Below are 17,167 nucleotides of genomic sequence, written 5' to 3' on the forward strand. Positions count from 1 at the left end.
TGACACCGGCGGAAGCGCCCCTTCAGTGTGGCCTGGACAGGTTGTGGACCGGTCCAAAGAGGGGCTGTCATGGTGGATTCGCTGGGTGTCGCCGTCGTCGGGTTCGGCTGGATGGGCCGGGTGCACACCCAGGCGTACGCCCGCGTCCCGCACCACTACCCGAACCTGGGCCTGCGCCCGCGGCTGGTCGCGGTCGCCGAGGAGGTGCCCGGCCGGGCCGAGGAGGCCGCCGCGCAGTTCGGCTTCGAGTCCGCCACCCGCGACTGGCGCGAGGTCGCCCGGGACCCGCGGGTGCGGGCCGTGTCCATCACCGCCCCGAACTTCCTGCACCGCGAGATCGGCGTGGCCATGGCGGAGGCCGGCAAGCACATCTGGATCGAGAAGCCGGTCGGCCTGAGCGCGGCGGACGCCCGGGCCGTCGCCGACGCGGTGGCGCGGGCGGGCGTGCAGGGTGCGGTCGGCTTCAACTACCGCAACGCCCCCGCCGTGGAGGCCGCCCGCGAGCTGATCGCCTCGGGCGAGCTCGGCACGGTCACCCACGTCCGCGTCCGTCTCTTCAGCGACTACGCCGCCCACCCCGAGGGCGCCCTGACCTGGCGGTACGAGAAGGAGCGGGGCGGCAGCGGCGTCTTGGGCGACCTGGCCTCGCACGGCGCCGACCTGGCCCGTTTCCTGCTCGGCGACATCGAGTCGCTGACGGCGGACACGGCCGTGTTCATCCCGGAGCGGCCCCGGCCCACCGGCGCCACCGCCGGTCACACCCGCGCCACTGGCGGCGAGCTGGGCCCGGTGGAGAACGAGGACTACGTCAACTGCCTGCTGCGCTTCGCCTCCGGCGCCCGCGGGGTCCTGGAGGCCTGCCGGGTCTCGGTCGGCGAGCAGAACAACTACGGTTTCGAGGTGCACGGCACCCGGGGCGCGGTGTTCTGGGACTTCCGGCGGATGAACGAGCTGGGCGCCAGCCGCGGCGCCGCCTTCCAGGACCAGCCCGTCAGCACCGTCCACGTCGGCCCGGGCGCCGGCGAGTACGGCGTCTTCCAGCCCGGCGCCGCCAACGCCATGGGTTACGACGACCTGAAGGTGATCGAGGCCCACCGCTTCCTGCGCTCGATCGCGGAGGGCAGGCCGTACGGGGCCACGCTCCCGGACGCCGTGCGCAGCGCCGCCGTACTGGAGGCGATGACCGAGTCGGCACGGAGCGGCGCCTGGGTCAGCGTCCCGGCATAGCCGCCAGGGACGCCACGCCTTTCGCCAGGGCGTCGACGACGCAACGCGGCGGGGTGTCCGGGACTCCCGGCGCCCAGGGCCGCCCGCCGGTCCTGGCCGTGAGCGGGAGTTCGACCTGGACGCCGCCGCGCCGGGTCATGTTGACCGGGTTCCTGGGGTGCAGGCCGCGCAGGGCCACGGGGATCTCGTCGAGGTCGGTGACGGGGTCGAACTCCGGCCGCAGGGTGTCGAGTCCGCCGGCGAGCAGGAGCGCCGCCGGCCGGTTGCCGCCGCCGACGAAGACCGAGCGGGGTGTCGCGGTCCTGTTGTGTCCGTGCAGGGAGACCGTGAGCTCCACCCGGGACAGGAACTCCCGCAGCAGCGCGCAGTGTTCGACCGCCATCCGCGGGGAGCGCACGTGCACCGGCTCGGGCACGCCCGGCTGGGTGAAGACCAGGCTGGTGGCGCCGCACAACTCGGCGACCGACCGCGCCAGTTCGGCCGTACCGCCCTCGTTGCTGCCGTGCAGCGCCAGCAGTCCGATGCCGTCGCCGGGGGTCAGGGCGGCGAGCATGCGGACGCCCTCGATCTCGACCTCTTCCGTCCTCGTCACTCCCGTGCCTCTCAACTCGTGGCCTGCGGAGGCATGTTGTAGGGGGTGACCACCTGGATCGCGGACGGCAGCACGGGCCCCGCGGGCGGCAGGGCGCCGTGGGCGCGCATCACGATGTGGCAGGCCTCCCGCATGTCCTGGCGCAGGTCGTGGTGGAGGACGGCGGAGAGGCGGTGCTCGCGCAGCAGGCGGGTGTTGTCGTGGTCGAGGTCGTGCGCGACGAACACCGCGCACTCGCGGCCGAGGTCCTCGAAGGCGCGCAGGGTGGCGATGTTGCCGCCGCCGATGGAGTAGACGGCGCGGATGCCGGGGTCTCGCTCCAGGGCGGCGCGTACGAGGTCGTACTGGGTGGCGTCCAGGCCCTGGCCCTCGGCGATCTCCACCAGCGTGCGCTCGGGGTGACGGGCGCGCATGGCGCTGCGGAAGCCCATCTCGCGTTCCTCCTCGTTACGGAAGAAGCCGCTGCTGAGGCTGGTGAGCACATTGCCGGGCCGGTCGCCGAGCCACTGGCCCATCAGGTACGCGGCGGTCGCGCCGGCGGCGCGGTTGTCGATGCCGACGTAGGCGAGGCGGGCGGTGGCGGGCAGGTCGGTGAACAGGGTGACGACGGGGATGCCCGCCTCGGCGAGGCGGCCGACGGCGGCGGTGATCTCCGGGACGTCCGGCGCCTTGAGGACCACGCCCTGCGAGCCGCGGCGGCCGATGCGGTCCAGGATGGCCGTGAGCTCGGCCACCGGCCCGGTCTCCCGGAAGTGGAAGCGGGAGCGCACGACGGCCGGGTGCAGGGACGGCAGCTCCGTCTCCAGGGCGGCGCGCACCGCGGTGGAGAACCGCTCGGGCGTCTGCATCACTATGTCGATCATGAAGGTCCGCCCGACCAGCCGGACCTGGGTGCGCTGGCGGTCCAGGTCCGCTATGGCCTGCTGGACCTCCCGCGCCGTGCTCTCGCGCACCCCTCCCCTGCCGTTGAGCACCCGGTCCACGGTGGCCTCGCTGAGCCCCGCCTGACGCGCGATCTCCCGGATCGGGAACGGGTGACCCATGCGGTGGCTCCTTGAGGGGTTTTTGATGGCCGCGTGCCGGTTGTTCGACGGGTTTGTACTGACAAGAATGGCAGCGCTGAGTCGCCCCTGTCACCGAGAGGACGCAGATGTCCTTCACCGCCGTACACCGCCGTGCCTGGCTGTCCGAGCAGGACTGCGACCTCGACACCTTCCGCACCCTGGTCGAGCGGACCACCGACCCCGCCGACTACCCGCACGCCTCCTCGGTCGACCACAGCGTCCCCCTCTATGACGCCGAGCGCGTCCGCGGCACCGAGGACCGCCGCGGCATCCAGGAGGAGCTCGTCCGCGCGCTCACCGACGGGCCCGGCGTCGTGGTGCTGAAGGGCGCCTTCCCCGAGCCCGCGGTCGTCGACCGGCTCACCGAGGTGTTCGAGGCACTGATCCGCGAGCAGGACGCGTCCGGCGCGAAGGCGGGTGACCACTTCGCCAAGCCCGGCGCGAACGAGCGGGTGTGGAACGCGCTGGAGAAGGCGGCGCTCTACGACCCGGCGGCGTTCGCCGACTACTACGCCAACCCCGTCCTCGCCCTGGTCTGCGAGGCCTGGCTCGGCCCCGGCTACCAGGTCACCTCGCAGGTCAACGTGGTCAACCCGGGCGGTCTGGCGCAGACCGTGCACCGCGACTACCACCTCGGCTTCCTCTCCGACGAGGCCGTCGCGGCCTACCCGGCGCACGTGCACCGGCTCTCCCCCGTGCTCATCCTGCAGGGCGCGGTGGCGCACTGCGACATGCCGGTGGAGTCGGGGCCGACGCTGTACCTGCCGTTCTCGCACGGCTACGAGCCGGGTTACCTGGCGTGGCGGCGGCCGGAGTTCCAGGCGTACTTCAAGGAGCACCACGTCCAACTGCCTCTTGCCAAGGGCGACGCCGTCTTCTTCAACCCGGCGCTGTTCCACGCCGCCGGGACGAACCGCACCACCGACGTGCGGCGCATGGCCAACCTGCTCCAGGTGTCCTCGGCGTTCGGCCGCGCGATGGAGACCGTGGACCGGGAGGCGGTGACCAACGCGGTCTACCCGGTGCTGCTGCGGCGCAGCACGGAGGGCGCCGAGGAGTCCTGGCTGGAGAACGTGATCGCCGCGTGCGCCGAGGGCTACCCGTTCCCCACCAATCTCGACAGCGACCCGCCGGTCGACGGCCTGGCCCCGCCCTCGCAGGCGGACCTGGTGCGCCAGGCGCTGCGCGAGGCCCGGCCCGCGCGGATCCTGCGGGACCAACTGCGCGTGGCCGGTGAACGGCGCGCGAGCTGAAAGGGCATCGAAGATCCATGGGACTTCTCGACGACAAGGTCGTCCTCGTCAACGGCGGCAGCCAGGGCGTGGGTGCCGCCATCGCGCGGGCCGCGGTGCGCGAGGGGGCGGTCGTCGCCGTCACCGGGCGGCGGCCGGAGCCGGGCGAGGCGCTGGTGGCCGAGCTGACGGCGGCCGGCGGCAAGGCGATGTTCGTGCGCGCCGACCTCGCGGACGCCGGGCAGGCCAAGGCGGCCGTCGGTGACGTGGTCGCGGCGTACGGCCGGATCGACTGCCTGGTGAACTCCGCGGGGCTCACCTCCCGGGGCACGCTGCTCGACACCACGCCCGAGCTGTTCGACCAGCACATCGCGATCAATCTCAAGGCGCCGTTCTTCGCGATGCAGGCGGCCGTCGCGGACATGGTCGCCCGCGAGGCGCCCGGCACGGTCGTCAACATCATCACCTCCTCGGCGCACGGCGGGCAGCCCTTCCTCGCCCCCTACGTCGCCTCCAAGGCCGGTCTGATCGGCCTGACCCGCAACGCCGCGCACGCCCACCGCTTCGACCGGGTCCGCATCAACGGCCTGAACATCGGCTGGACCGCCACCGAGGGCGAGGACGCCACCCAGAAGGCGTTCCACGGCGCCGGGGACGACTGGCGCGAGCAGGCCGCGGCCAGGCTGCCGATGGGCAAGCTGGGCCAGCCGGACGAGATCGCCGACTTCGTCGTCTTCCTGCTGTCGGACCGCTCCGGCGTGGTGACCGGATCGGTGATCGACTGGGACCAGAACGTCCTCGGCGGCCTCGACTGACCTCCTCCTCCCCCCGCCGGAAAACCCTCACCGCAACACCCTCAAGGAGCTGCACCCCCATGCGCATCGGAATCCTCGGCCTCGGCCGCATCGGCGCCTTCCACGCCGAGACCCTCTCCGGGCTCGACGCGGTCGACTCGCTCGTCCTCACCGACCCGTTCGCGGACGCCGCCAAGAGCGCCGCCGACCGGTTCGGCGGCGAGGTCGTGGACTCGCCGGAGGCCCTGCTCGCCGCCGGCGTGGACGGCATCGTCGTCGCCGCCGCGACCGACGCCCACCCGGGGCTGATCCTGGCCGGCGTCGAGGCCGGCGTCCCCGTCTTCTGCGAGAAGCCCGTCGCCCGGACCATGGCCGAAGGCGTGGAGGTCCTCAAGGCGGTCGAGGGCAGCGACGTGCCGATCCAGATCGGCTACAACCGCCGCTTCGACGCCGGTTTCGTCGCCGCCCGCGCGGCCGTGCGCAGCGGCGAGCTGGGCAAGCTGCACACCGTGCGCTCGACCACGCTGGACCCGGCGCCGCCGCCGGCCGCGTACATCGCCGCCTCGGGCGGCATCTTCCGCGACTGCTCGGTGCACGACTTCGACATCATCCGCTGGGTGACCGGCCGCGAGGTGGTCGAGGTGTACGCGGTCGGCGGCAACCGCGGCGCCGACTACATCAAGGAGGCCGGTGACGCCGACACCACCGGCGCGATCCTCACCCTCGACGACGGCACCATCGCGGTGGTCTCCAACTCCCGCCACAACGCCCGGGGTTACGACGTCCGTATGGAGATCCACGGCTTCGCGGACTCCATCGCCGTCGGCCTGGAGGACAAGCTGCCGCTGCGGTCGGTCGAGCCCGGCGTGACCTTCCCGGCGGGCACCCCGCACGACTTCTTCATGGACCGTTTCACCGCGGCCTACCGTGCCGAACTGACCGCCTTCACCGAGGTCGTGGCCGGGAAGATCCCCTCTCCGTGCACGATCGCGGACGCCCTGGAGGCCGGCTGGATCGCCGACGCCTGCACGCTGTCCCTGCACGAGCACCGGCCGGTGACGATCGCCGAGGTCCGCGCCGGCTGACCGGCGCCGCCCCGATTGCCGTGTTCCGGGCGCCGGCCGGCCTCAGGTGCCCGGAACACAAACACGTCTCTCCACGTATGAGCAAGGGATGCGATCACGTCCCGCCTACCGAGGAGCGACGACCATGAACGCCGGCCACAAGCCGACATCCCCGCCGTACGACCTTCCCGCCCGGCCGCGCAGTGTGGTGGTCGTGGGCGCCGGACCGAGCGGGCTCGCGACCGCCCGCGAACTGGAGCGCGCCGGGCACCGGGTGACCGTCCTGGAGGAACAGGACACCGTGGCCGGCAAGTGCCGCAGCGTCGCCGTCGACGGGCTCGCCTACGACCTGGGCGGCCACATCTGCACCAGCCGCTACGAGCGGACGGCGCGGCTGGTGACCGAGCTGGGCCTGGAGACGGAACGCACCAGCCGCTACCGCGTCCTCGACGTCGAAGCGGGCACCGCGAGCCGGCAGACCATGGCGTTCCTGCGCGACGAGGCCTTCGGGCGCTACCGGGCGCTGCGCGAGCGGGAGTTCCCGCGCATCGCCGAACCGGGACTCGCCCACTCGGCGCGCGCGCTCGCCGCACCGGTCGGCGAGTGGATCGCCGCACACGGCCTGGAGCCGATGGCCGAGTCCTTCGGCACCGGATACACGGCGGCCGGGTACGGCTATCTCGACGACGACGTGCCGGCGCTGTACTTCGTCAAGTACGCGGAGATGACCGGGCTGTTGTCGCCCCTGCCCGAACTGCTGGGCCATGCGGGCGCGTTCACCGTCGCCGGCGGGTTCGGCGGTCTGTGGCAGCGGGTCGCCGAGGAGCTGAAGGACGTGCGGTGCGGGGTCCGGGTGCGGTCGGTGGAGCGGCATGCGGACGGGGTGCGGGTGGACACCGACTCCGGAGGCGTGGACGCCGACGAGCTGGTGCTCGCCGTCCCCCTGGACCGGATCCTGCCGGTGCTGGACGCCGGCGAGGACGAGCGTGATCTGGCCGCACGGGTCCGTTCCCAGGCGTACCACACCACCGTGGCCAGCGCGCCCGGCCTCCCGGAGGACGCCTTCTACTTCCTCGACGGCCACACCGCGAGCCGCTCGGCGACCGGCCACTGCGTCTCGTACCACCACCGCTACCCCGGCAGCGAGGTGCGGACCTTCTACTCCTACGGCCGCCCCGAGGACGTCGCCGTACGGCTGCGGGACGACGTCGCGCGGCTCGGCGGACGGCTGGCGCAGGTGCACGGGCGGCACGCGTGGGCGTTCATGCCGCACTTCGGCAGTGCCGACCTGGCGGACGGCGCCCTGGACCGGCTCGACGCGCTGCAGGGCCGCAACCGCACCTACCACGTCGGCGGGCTGCCCGCCTTCGAGCTGATCGAGTGCGCCGTCGCCCACGCGCAGGACCTCGCCCGTCGCCACTTCCCGCCGGTCGAGGGCAGACTGATCCCGCAGTGACGGATGGATCAAGGAGAACGGGAACATCATGAGCGAACCGGTCCGGGAACCCCTGCGCATCGGAGTACTGGGCGCCGCGCGGATCACCGAACGCGCCCTCGTCGACCCGGCCCGCGCCGCCGGTCACCGTCTCGTGGCGGTGGCCGCCCGCGACCGGTCCCGCGCCGAGGCCTTCGCCGGCCGGCACGGCGTGGAGCGCGTCGCCGGCTCCTACGCCGACCTGCTCGCCGACCCCGAGGTCGAGGTGGTCTACAACCCGCTCGCCAACGGTCTGCACGGGCCGTGGAACCTGGCCGCCCTCGCGGCGGGCAAGCACGTCCTGACGGAGAAGCCGTCGGCGAGCAACGCCGAGGAGGCAGCGGAGGTCCGGGAGGCTGCGGCGAAGTCCGGCACCGTCTTCATGGAGGGCTTCCACTACCTGTTCCACCCGGTCACCCGGCGCCTGCACGAGCTCCTGGACAGCGGGGAGCTGGGCGAACTGCGGCGGGTGGAGACGCTGGTGGCGATCCCCGCGCCCGAGGACGGCGACCCGCGCTGGTCGCTGTCGCTGGCCGGCGGCGCCGTGATGGACCTGGGCTGCTACAGCCTGCACGCCCAGCGGATGCTGGCCCGCTGGGCGGGCGGCGCTCCGAGCCTGGTCTCCGCCCGGGGCGGGGAACGGGCGGGCGCGCCCGGGGTCGACGAGTGGCTGGACGCCGAACTCGCCTTCCCCGGCGGCGCCACCGGCTCCGCCCGGTGTCACATGGCGTACGACGGGCTGGAGATGAGCTGCCGGATCATCGGCACGAAGGGCGAGGCGAGCGCCCCGAACTTCGTCCTGCCCCACCTCGACGACCGCGTGGTGGTGCGCACGGCGGACGGCGAGCGCACGGAGCACCTGGGCACCCGGTCGTCGTACGCCTACCAGCTGGAGGCGTTCGCGGCGCGGGTGCGCGAGGGCACGCCGGTGCCGCTGGACGCGGACGACGCGGTGGCGACGATGACCCTGGTCGACGCGTGCTACCGCGCGGCGGGCCTCCCGCCGCGGCCGCGCAGCGTCGTCGGGAACTGACGTGGCCCACCGAATCGTCCCCGCGCGGGTCACGGACATCCGGCAGGTCCTCGCCGACCACCACCGGTACTGGGGCGAGCGCGACCTGCGGGCGCTGCATCTGCTGCCGCTGGTGCACGAGTTCGGCGAGACCTGTCTGGTCGCGCGGTCCGACGACGGCGTCCTCGGCTATCTCATCGGCTTCGTCACCCCGGACGGCACCGGCTACGTGCACCTGGTCGCGACGCGGGACGACGCCCGCGGCGCCGGTCTGGGACGCGAGCTGTACGGCGCCTTCACGGAGGCCGCCGGGCGGCAGGGGGCGGTGCGGCTGAAGGCGATCACGACCGTCGGCAACGAGGGGTCGGTCGCCTTCCACCGCGGTCTGGGCTTCGACGTGCGCGTGGTGGAGGAGTACAACGGCCCGGGGCAGCCGCGGGTGGTGTTCTCGCGGCCGCTCAGCTGACGTCGTAGAGGGCCGGCCGTTCCACCAGCTCGACCTCCACCCGGCCGCCCTCCTCCAGCGCGCGGACGCCCGCCTCGCACACCGCGGCCACCGCGTAGCCGTCCCACACGCTGGGACCGGTGACCTCGCCGCGGCGGGTGGCGTCGACCCACGCCTGGACCTCGCGGTCGTAGGCGTCGGCGAAGCGTTCCACGAAGTCCTGGGCGATGGTGCCGCCCCAGCGGCCGGCCATGTGGGTGACCATGGCGTGGCCGTCGCCGATGCGGGCGGTGCCGCGTTCGCAGACCACCTCGGCCTGGACCTGGTAGCCGAAGCCGCAGTTGACGAAGATCTCGACGTCGACGATCGCGCCGCCGTCGGTCTCGAAGACCACGAACTGCGGGTCCTGCATCCGGTCGGGGGCGTTCGCGGACGGCGCCGGACGCAGCACGGTGACGGCGGTGATCTCGTGGCCCAGCAGCCAGCGGGTGACGTCCATCTCGTGCACGACGGAGTCGTTGATCAGCATCTCGCTGCGCCAGCCGGGCGGTGAGGCGACGTTGCGGTGCCGGTTGTGCAGCATCAGGGGCCTGCCCAACTGGCCGGTTTCCAGGAGGGACTTGAGTTTCATGTACTCGGCGTCGTACCGCCGCATGAAGCCGACCTGGACCCGGCGCCGGCCGAGGCGCTGTTCGGCCTCCATGACCCGCAGCGCGGCGGCCGCGTCCGGGGTGAGCGGCTTCTCGCACAGCACGGGCAGGTCGTGCTCGAACGCCGTCAGCAGGGCCGCCTCGTGAGCGGGCCCGGGAGAGGCGATCAGGACGGCGTCGACGTCCGTCGCCGCCATCGCGGCCGCCGGGTCGGTGTAGGCGGTGCATCCCTCGACGCGGGCGGCGACGGCCTTGGCGCGTTCGGCGTCCACGTCCACGACGGCGGTGACGCGGGCGCCGCTGATGACCTCCTGGATGCGGCGGACGTGGTCGGCGCCCATCTTTCCGGTGCCGACGACGGCGACGTGCAGCGTTGCGGGCTGGGCCATGGTCGTCCCCCTCCAGGGAGTCAGGCGCCGCAGGACCTCAGGAAGGCGCGGGTGCGCACCGCGATGGGCAGGGGCCGGTCGGGCTCGCAGGGGTACATGTCCTGCTCGACGATCGCGAACAGTTCCACGCCGAGCCGCTGCGCGGCCTCCAGGACCGGACCCAACTCGGGTACGCCGGACGGCGGTTCGCACATGACGCCCTGGGCGACGGCGGGCCCGAAGGGGGTGCCCTCGGCGCGTACGCCGGCCAGGATCTCCGGGTCGACCTGCTTGAGGTGCAGATAGCCGATCCGCTCACCGTAGGTCTCGATCAGCTTGACGCTGTCGCCGCCGCAGTAGGCGTAGTGCCCGGTGTCCAGGCAGAGGTTGACCAGCTCGGTGTCGGTGGAGTCGAGGAAGCGCTCGACGTGGTCCTCTGTGTCGATGTGGGTGTCGGCGTGCGGGTGCACCACGATGTCGAGGCCGTACGTCTCCTTGACCTCGTGGCCGAGCCGTTCCATGCCCTTGGTCAGGTACGCCCACTGCTCGCCGGTCAGCTCCGGCGGTTCCAGGATCTCGGCGGTCTTGTCGTCGCGCCAGAAGGACGGGATGACGACCAGGTGCCGGGCGCCCGTGGCCTGGGTGAGCGCGGCCACCTGGCTGACGTGCTCCCACGTGGAGTCCCAGACCGCTGGGCCGCGGTGCAGGCCGGTGAAGACCGTGCCCGCGGACACCTTCAGGTCGCGTTTGGCGACCTCCTCGGTGAGCCGGGCCGGGTCGGTCGGCAGGTAGCCGTACGGACCCAGCTCGATCCACGCGTATCCGGCCTCGGCGACCTCGTCCAGGAAGCGTTCCCAGGGCACCTGCCGCGGGTCGTCCGGGAACCACACGCCCCACGAGTCGGGGGCCGAACCGACACGGATGCGGTCGAGGGCGCCGGCCATGTCAGGAGGTCCCTTCCGAGGTGCCGACGGGTGCGGTGAGGTCGGTCTCCTCGGGGAGTTCGTCGACGTCGACGCCGCGGACCTGGGCCAGTTCGTGCTTGAGGGCGGCGAGTTCGGCGCCTCCGGCCATGTGGTTGGTCAGCTCGTCGAGGCTGACCTCGTCGCGGGAGGCGTTGAGTTCCATGGTGCCCAGGCGCAGGACGCTGAAGTGGTCGCCGACCATGTAGGCGTGGTGGGGGTTGTGGGTGATGAAGATGACCCCCAGGCCCTTGTCGCGGGCGGCGGCGATGTACTTGAGGACCACGCCGGACTGCTTGACGCCCAGGGCGGCCGTCGGCTCGTCGAGGATGAGGACGCGGGCGCCGAAGTAGACGGCGCGGGCGATGGCCACGCACTGGCGCTGGCCGCCGGAGAGGGTGCCGATGGGCTGTTCGAGGTCGTCCAGGACGATGCCCATGTTGCGCAGTTCGGCGTCCGCGGTCTTCTTCATGGTCTCGATGTCGAGGCGGCGCAGGGGCCAGGGGCCCTTGGTCATCTCGGAGCCGAGGAAGAAGTTGCGCCACACCGGCATCAGGGGGACGACGGCGAGGTCCTGGTAGACGGTGGCGATGCCCTTGTCGAGGGCCTCGCGCGGGGTGGAGAAGCGCACCGGGCGGCCGTCCACGAGGAAGTCGCCCTCGGTGTGCTGGTGCAGGCCGGAGATGATCTTGATCAGGGTGGACTTGCCGGCGCCGTTGTCGCCGAGCACGCAGGTCACCTTGCCCGGGTGCACGGTCAGGCTCACGCCGTGCAGGGCACGGATGTTGCCGTAGGACTTGCCGGCACCGCGCAGTTCGACGATCGGGGCGTCCTCGTCCTGGGCGGGGGTGTCGGGGAGGACGGCTCCGTGCGTGGTCGATTCGTTCTTCGTCATCGGGTCACCTCCTGGTCGCCGACTGGCGGACCCACAGATTGATCAGGACGGCGCCGAGCAGCATCACGCCCAGGAAGGCCTTGAACCAGTCGGGGTTCCAGCCGGCGTAGACGATGCCCTGCTGGACCATGCCGAACATGAACGCGCCGAAGACCGGGCCGATCGCCGAGCCGTAGCCGCCGGTCAGCAGACAGCCGCCGATCACGGCCGCGGAGATGTAGATCAGCTCGATGCCCACGCCCTCACCGGACTGCACGGTGTTGAAGGTGAACAGCTGGTGCATGCCGACGAACCAGGCGCCCAGCCCGACCAGCATGAACAGGGAGATCTTCGTGAACGTGACGGGCACGCCGACCGCGCGGGCGGAGTCCTTGTTGCCGCCGACGGCGAAGATCCAGTTGCCGTACTTGGTGCGCAGCAGCACCCAGGTCGCCAGCGCGGCGAAGACCAGCCAGTAGAACACGGTGATCTTCACCTGGACGCCGCCGATGTCGAACGACGACGCGAAGACCTTCCGCGCCTGGTCGAACCCGTCCATGTTGCTGATGTCGTCGGTGGCGACGTTGGTGGTGACCAGCTTGGTGACGGCGAGGTTGGCGCCCTGCAGGATCAGGAAGGTGCCCAGGGTGACCAGGAAGCTCGGCAGGCCGGTCTTGACGACCATCCAGCCGTTGAAGAAGCCGATCGCGAGGGACACCACGAGCGCGGCGACGACGCCGACCCACACGTTCACGGTCAGCTGGTAGGCGAGCATGCTCGCGGTCAGCGCGGAGGTGATGACCGCGACGCCCGCCGACAGGTCGAACTCGCCGCCGATCATCAGCAGCGCGACGGGCAGCGTCATGATGCCGATGGTGGACGACTGGTACAGGACCGTCGCCATCGAGCCGCCGTCCCGCACCGGCGGGGCGGCGATCAGGAAGAACACGTAGACCGCGGCGGCGCCGAGGAAGACGCCGACCTCGGGACGGGCCAACAGCCTGAGGGCCAGGGGCCGTCGGGCGGTGCGCCCGTCAGTTTCCTTGGGGCCGGGGGCCGGCGGTGTCTCCACCGCCGGCTCGGCGTGCTGGGTCATGCTCATCACCGGGTTCCGTTGGCGGCGTACTTGGCGACCTGCTCGACGTTGGTCTTGTCGACGAAGGCCGGGCCGGTCAGCACGGGCTGCTCACCGCCGCCGCTGTAGTTGCCGTTGTTCTTGTACAGCCACAGCGAGTCGACCGCCAAGTAGCCCTGGAGGTACGGCTGCTGGTCCACCGCGAACTGGATCGTGCCCTTGCTGATGGCCGTCGTCAGGTCCTTGTTCAGGTCGAAGGTGGCGATCTTCGCCTTGCTGCCGGCGTCCGAGACCGACTGGACCGCGGTCAGCGCGAAGGGGGCGCCGAGGGTCGCGACGTAGTCGATGGAGGAGTCCTGCTTGAGCTTGGCGGTGATCGTCGACTTCACCGACGGCATGTCCGTGCCGTTGACGTAGAGGACGTCGGTCTTGCCGGAGAAGGTCTTCTTCACGCCGTCGCAGCGCTGGGTCAGACCGATGTTGCCCTGCTCCTGGATGACACAGACGGTGTGCTTGGCGCCGAGGTCGTTGAGCTTCTTGCCGAAGGCCTCGCCGGCCACCGTCTCGTCCTGGCCGAAGAACTCCATCAGGCCGAGCTTCTTCCAGTCGCTCAGACCGGAGTTGAGGCCCACGACCGGTATGTTGGCCGACTTCGCCTTGCCGATGACGGTCTTCAGGGCGTCGGGCTTGGCGAGGGTGACGGCGATGCCGTCGACCTTCTGGTCGATCGCGTTCTGCACCAGGTTGGACTGGTTGCCCGCGTTCGGGTCGGCCGAGTACACCAGCTTGATGTTGTCCTTGGCGGCGGCGGCCTCGGCACCCTTGCGGACGATGTCCCAGAAGGTGTCGCCGGGCGACTGGTGCGTGACCAGCGCGACCGTCATACGGGGCGTGGTGGCCTTGCCGGCGGACGCGTTGGCGCCGGTTTCCTCGGACTTCTTGCCCCCGGAACTGCTGGAGCAGCCGGCGAGGGTCAGGGCAGCCGCCGCGGCAACCGCGACTACGGGGAAGAGTCTGCGGGAGCGGGGGTGAGAAGTACGGTCCATCTTTCCTGGCACCTCACTGTGCTTCGCGGGGGAAAGGGAGAAAAGGATCATCGATGATCCAGGGCCCGGGATCTTGGCATGTCCGAGTCGTTCACGGCAAACGCGGCCTGTTGCGCTGGGACGGGATCAAACCCCCGCCCGCGCCCGCTGTCAATACTTTGTTAAGACATCATTTCACGCTCAGGTCCGAATGTAAGTACAAAGTATTGACACGACCGCAGGTGGCGGCCTACACCTGGGAGGCGGCAGCCCCACTGGGATCCGCATTCCAGCCCGAGGAGCATCACGCATGGCCGAGTCAGCCCCGCCCTTCGACTTGATCACCATGGGCCGCATCGGCGTCGACCTCTACCCTCTCCAGTCCGGTGTCTCCCTGGCCCAGGTGGAGACCTTCGGCAAGTTCCTCGGCGGTTCGGCCGCGAACGTGGCCGTCGCGGCGGCCCGGCTCGGCCGGAACACCGCGGTGATCACCCGCACCGGGGACGACCCCTTCGGCGCCTACCTGCACCAGGCGCTCAAGGAGTTCGGCGTCGACGACCGCTGGGTCACGCCCGTCGCCGCGTACCCGACTCCGGTGACGTTCTGCGAGATCTTCCCTCCGGACGACTTCCCTCTGTACTTCTACCGGCAGCCTAAGGCCCCTGACCTGGAGATACACTCCGAGGGGCTGGACTACTTCGCCATCCGGGCGGCCCGGGTCTTCTGGATCACCGGCACCGGTCTGAGCGAGGAACCCAGCCGCTCCGCGACGCTCGCCGCCCTCAAGGCCCGCGACCGGGCCGGCACCACCGTCTTCGACCTCGACTGGCGCCCCATGTTCTGGCGGGACCCGGAGGAGGCCCGCCCGTACTACACGGAGGCCCTGCGGCACGCGACCGTCGCGGTCGGCAACCTCGACGAGTGCGAGATCGCCACCGGCGTCCGCGAGCCCCGGGCCTGCGCCGAGGCGCTGCTCGCGGCGGGCGTCGAGCTCGCGGTCGTCAAGCAGGGCCCGGGGGGAGTGCTCGCCGTGCACCGCGACGGCACCACCGCCGAGGTCCCGCCGGTCCCGGTCGAGGTGGCCAACGGCCTCGGCGCGGGCGACGCCTTCGGCGGCGCCCTGGTGCACGGCCTGCTGTCCGGCCGGGATTTGGCCGAAACCATGCGGTACGCCAACGCCGCCGGAGCCCTCGTCGCCTCGCGTCTCGCCTGCTCCTCCGCGATGCCCACCGAGGCCGAGGTCGAAGACCTCCTGTCCCGCGCCACTTCCTGAACGGAGCCCCTTTGTCGCCCCTCAGCATCCCCGACCTCGTCTCGGTCCGCGCCGAGCGCCCCGAAGCCGTCGCCGAAGCCGCGGCCCGGCGTGCGCGCCGCCCCCTCCTGGGTGCCGGCGGCCGTCTGATGATCGTGGCCGCCGACCACCCGGCGCGCGGCGCGCTCGGCGTCGGCGGCCGCCGGCTCGCGATGGCCCACCGCGCCGACCTGCTGGAGCGCCTGTGCGTCGCGCTGTCCCGGCCGGGCGTGGACGGGGTGCTGGGCACCGCGGACGTCCTGGAGGACCTGCTGCTGCTCGGGGCGCTGGAGAACAAGGTCGTCATGTGCTCGATGAACCGCGGCGGCCTGGCGGGCGCCTCCTTCGAGCTGGACGACCGCTTCACCGGCTACCGCGCCCGGGACATCGCCCGCTCCCGCTTCGACGCCGGCAAGACCCTCACCCGCATCGACTACACGGACCCGGGCTCGCTCGACACCCTGGAGGCCACGGCCCGCGCGGTCGACGAGTGCGCCGAGCACCGGCTGCCCGTCTTCGTCGAGCCGTTCGTCTCCCGCCGGATCGACGGTCAGGTGCGCAACGACCTGTCCGCCGAGGCCGTCACCAGGTCGATCGCCGTCGCCGCGGGCCTGGGCGGCACCTCCGCCTACACCTGGCTGAAGCTGCCGGTCACCGACGACCCCGACGCCATGGGCGAGGTCCTGGAGACCTCGACGCTGCCGGCGGTCCTGCTGGGCGGCGAGGTGGGCGAGGACCAGGAAGGCGCCTACGAGCGCTGGCGCAAGGCCCTGCGGCTGCCCACCGTGAAAGGCATGGTCGTGGGCCGCTCGCTGCTCTATCCGGCCGAGGGCAGCGTGGAGACCGCGGTGGACACGGCCGTCGGTCTGCTGTGAGACGGAGGAGCACCGCGGTGACACCGAGCAGTGCTGTGACAGGAAGGAGCGCCCCATGACGTACCACCTGCCCGCGGGCAAGGCCCTCGGCGGCCCGTACGCCGTCGACGTCACGCCCGAGAAGGCCGGCTGGGGCCATTCGAGCCTGCGTGTGCTGGAGCTGCCGCCGGGCGGCACGCACACCTTCGACACCGGCGAGAGCGAATGGATCGTGCTGCCGCTCAGCGGCGCCTGCACGGTCGCCGTCGCCGACGACTTCGGCCACGACACCTTCGAACTCACCGGCCGCGCGAGCGTCTTCAGCGCGGTCAGCGACTTCGCCTACGCGCCGCGCGACGCCCGTACGACGGTGTCGTCGGCCGGCGGCGGACGGTTCGCGCTCACCGGGGCGCGCTGCACCCGCCGGCTGCCCGCCCGCTACGGGCCGGCCTCCGCCGTCCCGGTGGAGCTGCGCGGCACCGGCAACAGCAGTCGCCAGGTCAACAACTTCGGGGCCGCCGACGTCTTCGAGTGCGACAAGCTCATCGCCGTCGAGGTGATCACCCCGGGCGGCAACTGGTCGTCGTTCCCGCCGCACAAGCACGACGAGCACCGCCCCGGCGAGGAATCCGTCCTGGAGGAGATCTACTACTTCGAGTTCGCCGCCCACGACGGCGTCCCCGGCCTCGGCTACCAGCGGGTGTCCCCCTCGGGCCACGGCCGGGGCACCGACGTCCTGGCCGAAGTGCGCGCCGGAGACGTGGTGTTGATCCCCGACGGCTGGCACGGGCCCTCCATGGCGGTGCCCGGCCACCACATGTACTACCTCAACGTCATGGCGGGCCCCGAGCCCGAGCGTGCCTGGCTGATCTGCGACCACCCCGATCACGCCTGGGTCCGCGACAGTTGGCCCGACCAACCGGTCGACGCCCGCCTCCCCCTCTACACGGCCCCGGAGAAGTCCTGATGAGCAACACCCGCCGCCTGACCGTCGCCCAGGCCCTGGTGCGCTTCCTGTCCGCGCAGTACACCGAGCGCGACGGCGTGCGCCACCGGCTGATCGCGGGCACCTGGGGCATCTTCGGGCACGGCAACGTCGCCGGCATCGGCCAGGCGCTCGTCGAGTACGGGGACGACATGCCGTACCACCAGGGCCGCAACGAG

17 protein-coding genes and 1 pseudogene are annotated in these 17,167 nt (G+C 71.8%); 11 read left to right on the top strand and 7 right to left on the bottom strand.

Translation table 11 applies throughout. The annotated features are described in order from the left end of the window. Nucleotides 1-69: 69 nt before the first annotated feature. Nucleotides 70-1,227, top strand: a complete 1,158-nt coding sequence (locus M8J74_RS18250) for a Gfo/Idh/MocA family protein (RefSeq protein ID WP_249837445.1) — start codon at nt 70-72, stop codon at nt 1,225-1,227. On the opposite strand, the gene M8J74_RS18255 is transcribed toward M8J74_RS18250, so the two are convergent. Together M8J74_RS18255 and M8J74_RS18260 are read right to left on the bottom strand one after the other, a co-directional pair. Continuing rightward, nucleotides 1,211-1,819, bottom strand: a complete 609-nt coding sequence (locus tag M8J74_RS18255; protein WP_249837446.1) for a poly-gamma-glutamate hydrolase family protein — start codon at nt 1,817-1,819, stop codon at nt 1,211-1,213. The two genes, M8J74_RS18250 and M8J74_RS18255, sit on opposite strands and share 17 nt — an antisense overlap. Nucleotides 1,820-1,830: 11 nt before the next feature. Then, nucleotides 1,831-2,862 carry a LacI family DNA-binding transcriptional regulator gene (locus tag M8J74_RS18260; RefSeq protein WP_249837447.1) on the bottom strand — a complete coding sequence of 344 codons (1,032 nt, stop codon included), beginning with the start codon at nt 2,860-2,862 and terminating at the stop codon, nt 1,831-1,833. A gap of 107 nt (nt 2,863-2,969) precedes the next feature. Here M8J74_RS18260 and M8J74_RS18265 point away from each other — a divergent pair, with 107 nt between their 5' ends. The 6 genes from M8J74_RS18265 (at nt 2,970) to M8J74_RS18290 (ending at nt 8,925) form a co-directional block, all read left to right on the top strand. After that, the gene (locus M8J74_RS18265) at nt 2,970-4,136 is read left to right on the top strand and encodes a phytanoyl-CoA dioxygenase family protein (protein ID WP_249837448.1); all 1,167 of its coding nucleotides are present in this window, start codon (nt 2,970-2,972) and stop codon (nt 4,134-4,136) included. 17 nt (nt 4,137-4,153) lie between these two features. After that, a complete protein-coding gene (locus tag M8J74_RS18270; RefSeq protein WP_249837449.1) occupies nt 4,154-4,930 on the top strand; it encodes an SDR family oxidoreductase in 777 nt (258 codons plus the stop codon). Between the two features lie 59 nt (nt 4,931-4,989). Continuing rightward, nucleotides 4,990-5,994 carry a Gfo/Idh/MocA family protein gene (locus tag M8J74_RS18275; RefSeq protein WP_249837450.1) on the top strand — a complete coding sequence of 335 codons (1,005 nt, stop codon included), beginning with the start codon at nt 4,990-4,992 and terminating at the stop codon, nt 5,992-5,994. 124 nt (nt 5,995-6,118) lie between these two features. Beyond that, nucleotides 6,119-7,429 (top strand): protoporphyrinogen/coproporphyrinogen oxidase, encoded by a 1,311-nt coding sequence (locus tag M8J74_RS18280; protein WP_249837451.1) that lies wholly within the window; start codon nt 6,119-6,121, stop codon nt 7,427-7,429. Between the two features lie 28 nt (nt 7,430-7,457). After that, nucleotides 7,458-8,480 carry a Gfo/Idh/MocA family protein gene (locus M8J74_RS18285; protein ID WP_249837452.1) on the top strand — a complete coding sequence of 341 codons (1,023 nt, stop codon included), beginning with the start codon at nt 7,458-7,460 and terminating at the stop codon, nt 8,478-8,480. Between the two features lies 1 nt (nt 8,481). Continuing rightward, nucleotides 8,482-8,925 (top strand): GNAT family N-acetyltransferase, encoded by a 444-nt coding sequence (locus M8J74_RS18290; protein WP_249837453.1) that lies wholly within the window; start codon nt 8,482-8,484, stop codon nt 8,923-8,925. Here the strand turns inward: M8J74_RS18290 and M8J74_RS18295 are convergent. Genes M8J74_RS18295 through M8J74_RS18315 form a run of 5 tightly spaced genes read right to left on the bottom strand, consistent with a single transcriptional unit; the run spans nt 8,918 to nt 13,879 of the window. Continuing rightward, nucleotides 8,918-9,943: a Gfo/Idh/MocA family protein gene (locus M8J74_RS18295; protein ID WP_249837454.1), complete on the bottom strand. Its 1,026-nt coding sequence runs from the start codon at nt 9,941-9,943 to the stop codon at nt 8,918-8,920. The genes M8J74_RS18290 and M8J74_RS18295 overlap by 8 nt on opposite strands. Before the next feature lie 20 nt (nt 9,944-9,963). After that, complete coding sequence (locus M8J74_RS18300; protein ID WP_249837455.1) at nt 9,964-10,866, bottom strand: sugar phosphate isomerase/epimerase family protein; 903 nt, start codon at nt 10,864-10,866, stop codon at nt 9,964-9,966. A 1-nt stretch (nt 10,867) separates the two neighbouring features. Further along, on the bottom strand, nt 10,868-11,779 hold the full coding sequence (locus tag M8J74_RS18305) for an ATP-binding cassette domain-containing protein (protein ID WP_249837456.1): 912 nt from the start codon (nt 11,777-11,779) through the stop codon (nt 10,868-10,870). A gap of 4 nt (nt 11,780-11,783) precedes the next feature. Then, nucleotides 11,784-12,860: an ABC transporter permease gene (locus M8J74_RS18310; RefSeq protein WP_249837457.1), complete on the bottom strand. Its 1,077-nt coding sequence runs from the start codon at nt 12,858-12,860 to the stop codon at nt 11,784-11,786. Continuing rightward, on the bottom strand, nt 12,860-13,879 hold the full coding sequence (locus M8J74_RS18315; RefSeq protein ID WP_249837458.1) for a sugar ABC transporter substrate-binding protein: 1,020 nt from the start codon (nt 13,877-13,879) through the stop codon (nt 12,860-12,862). Before M8J74_RS18315 ends, M8J74_RS18310 begins: the two co-directional genes overlap by 1 nt. Before the next feature lie 289 nt (nt 13,880-14,168). Here M8J74_RS18315 and iolC point away from each other — a divergent pair, with 289 nt between their 5' ends. From iolC to M8J74_RS18335, 4 genes and pseudogenes are all read left to right on the top strand, one after another. Continuing rightward, nucleotides 14,169-15,131, top strand: a complete 963-nt coding sequence (gene iolC, locus M8J74_RS18320) for a 5-dehydro-2-deoxygluconokinase (protein ID WP_249837459.1) — start codon at nt 14,169-14,171, stop codon at nt 15,129-15,131. Nucleotides 15,132-15,142: 11 nt separating this feature from the next. Next, on the top strand, nt 15,143-16,024 hold the full coding sequence (locus tag M8J74_RS18325) for a Cgl0159 family (beta/alpha)8-fold protein (RefSeq protein WP_249837460.1): 882 nt from the start codon (nt 15,143-15,145) through the stop codon (nt 16,022-16,024). A gap of 55 nt (nt 16,025-16,079) precedes the next feature. After that, entirely contained in the window at nt 16,080-16,970 is an 891-nt protein-coding gene (iolB, locus tag M8J74_RS18330) for a 5-deoxy-glucuronate isomerase (protein WP_249837461.1), read from the top strand. After that, a pseudogene (locus tag M8J74_RS18335) lies at nt 16,970-17,167 on the top strand (3D-(3,5/4)-trihydroxycyclohexane-1,2-dione acylhydrolase (decyclizing)); the annotation flags it as partial. The gene iolB and the pseudogene M8J74_RS18335, both read left to right, overlap by 1 nt.

This window comes from Streptomyces panaciradicis (assembly GCF_023516615.1).
GTDB lineage: Bacteria > Actinomycetota > Actinomycetes > Streptomycetales > Streptomycetaceae > Streptomyces > Streptomyces panaciradicis.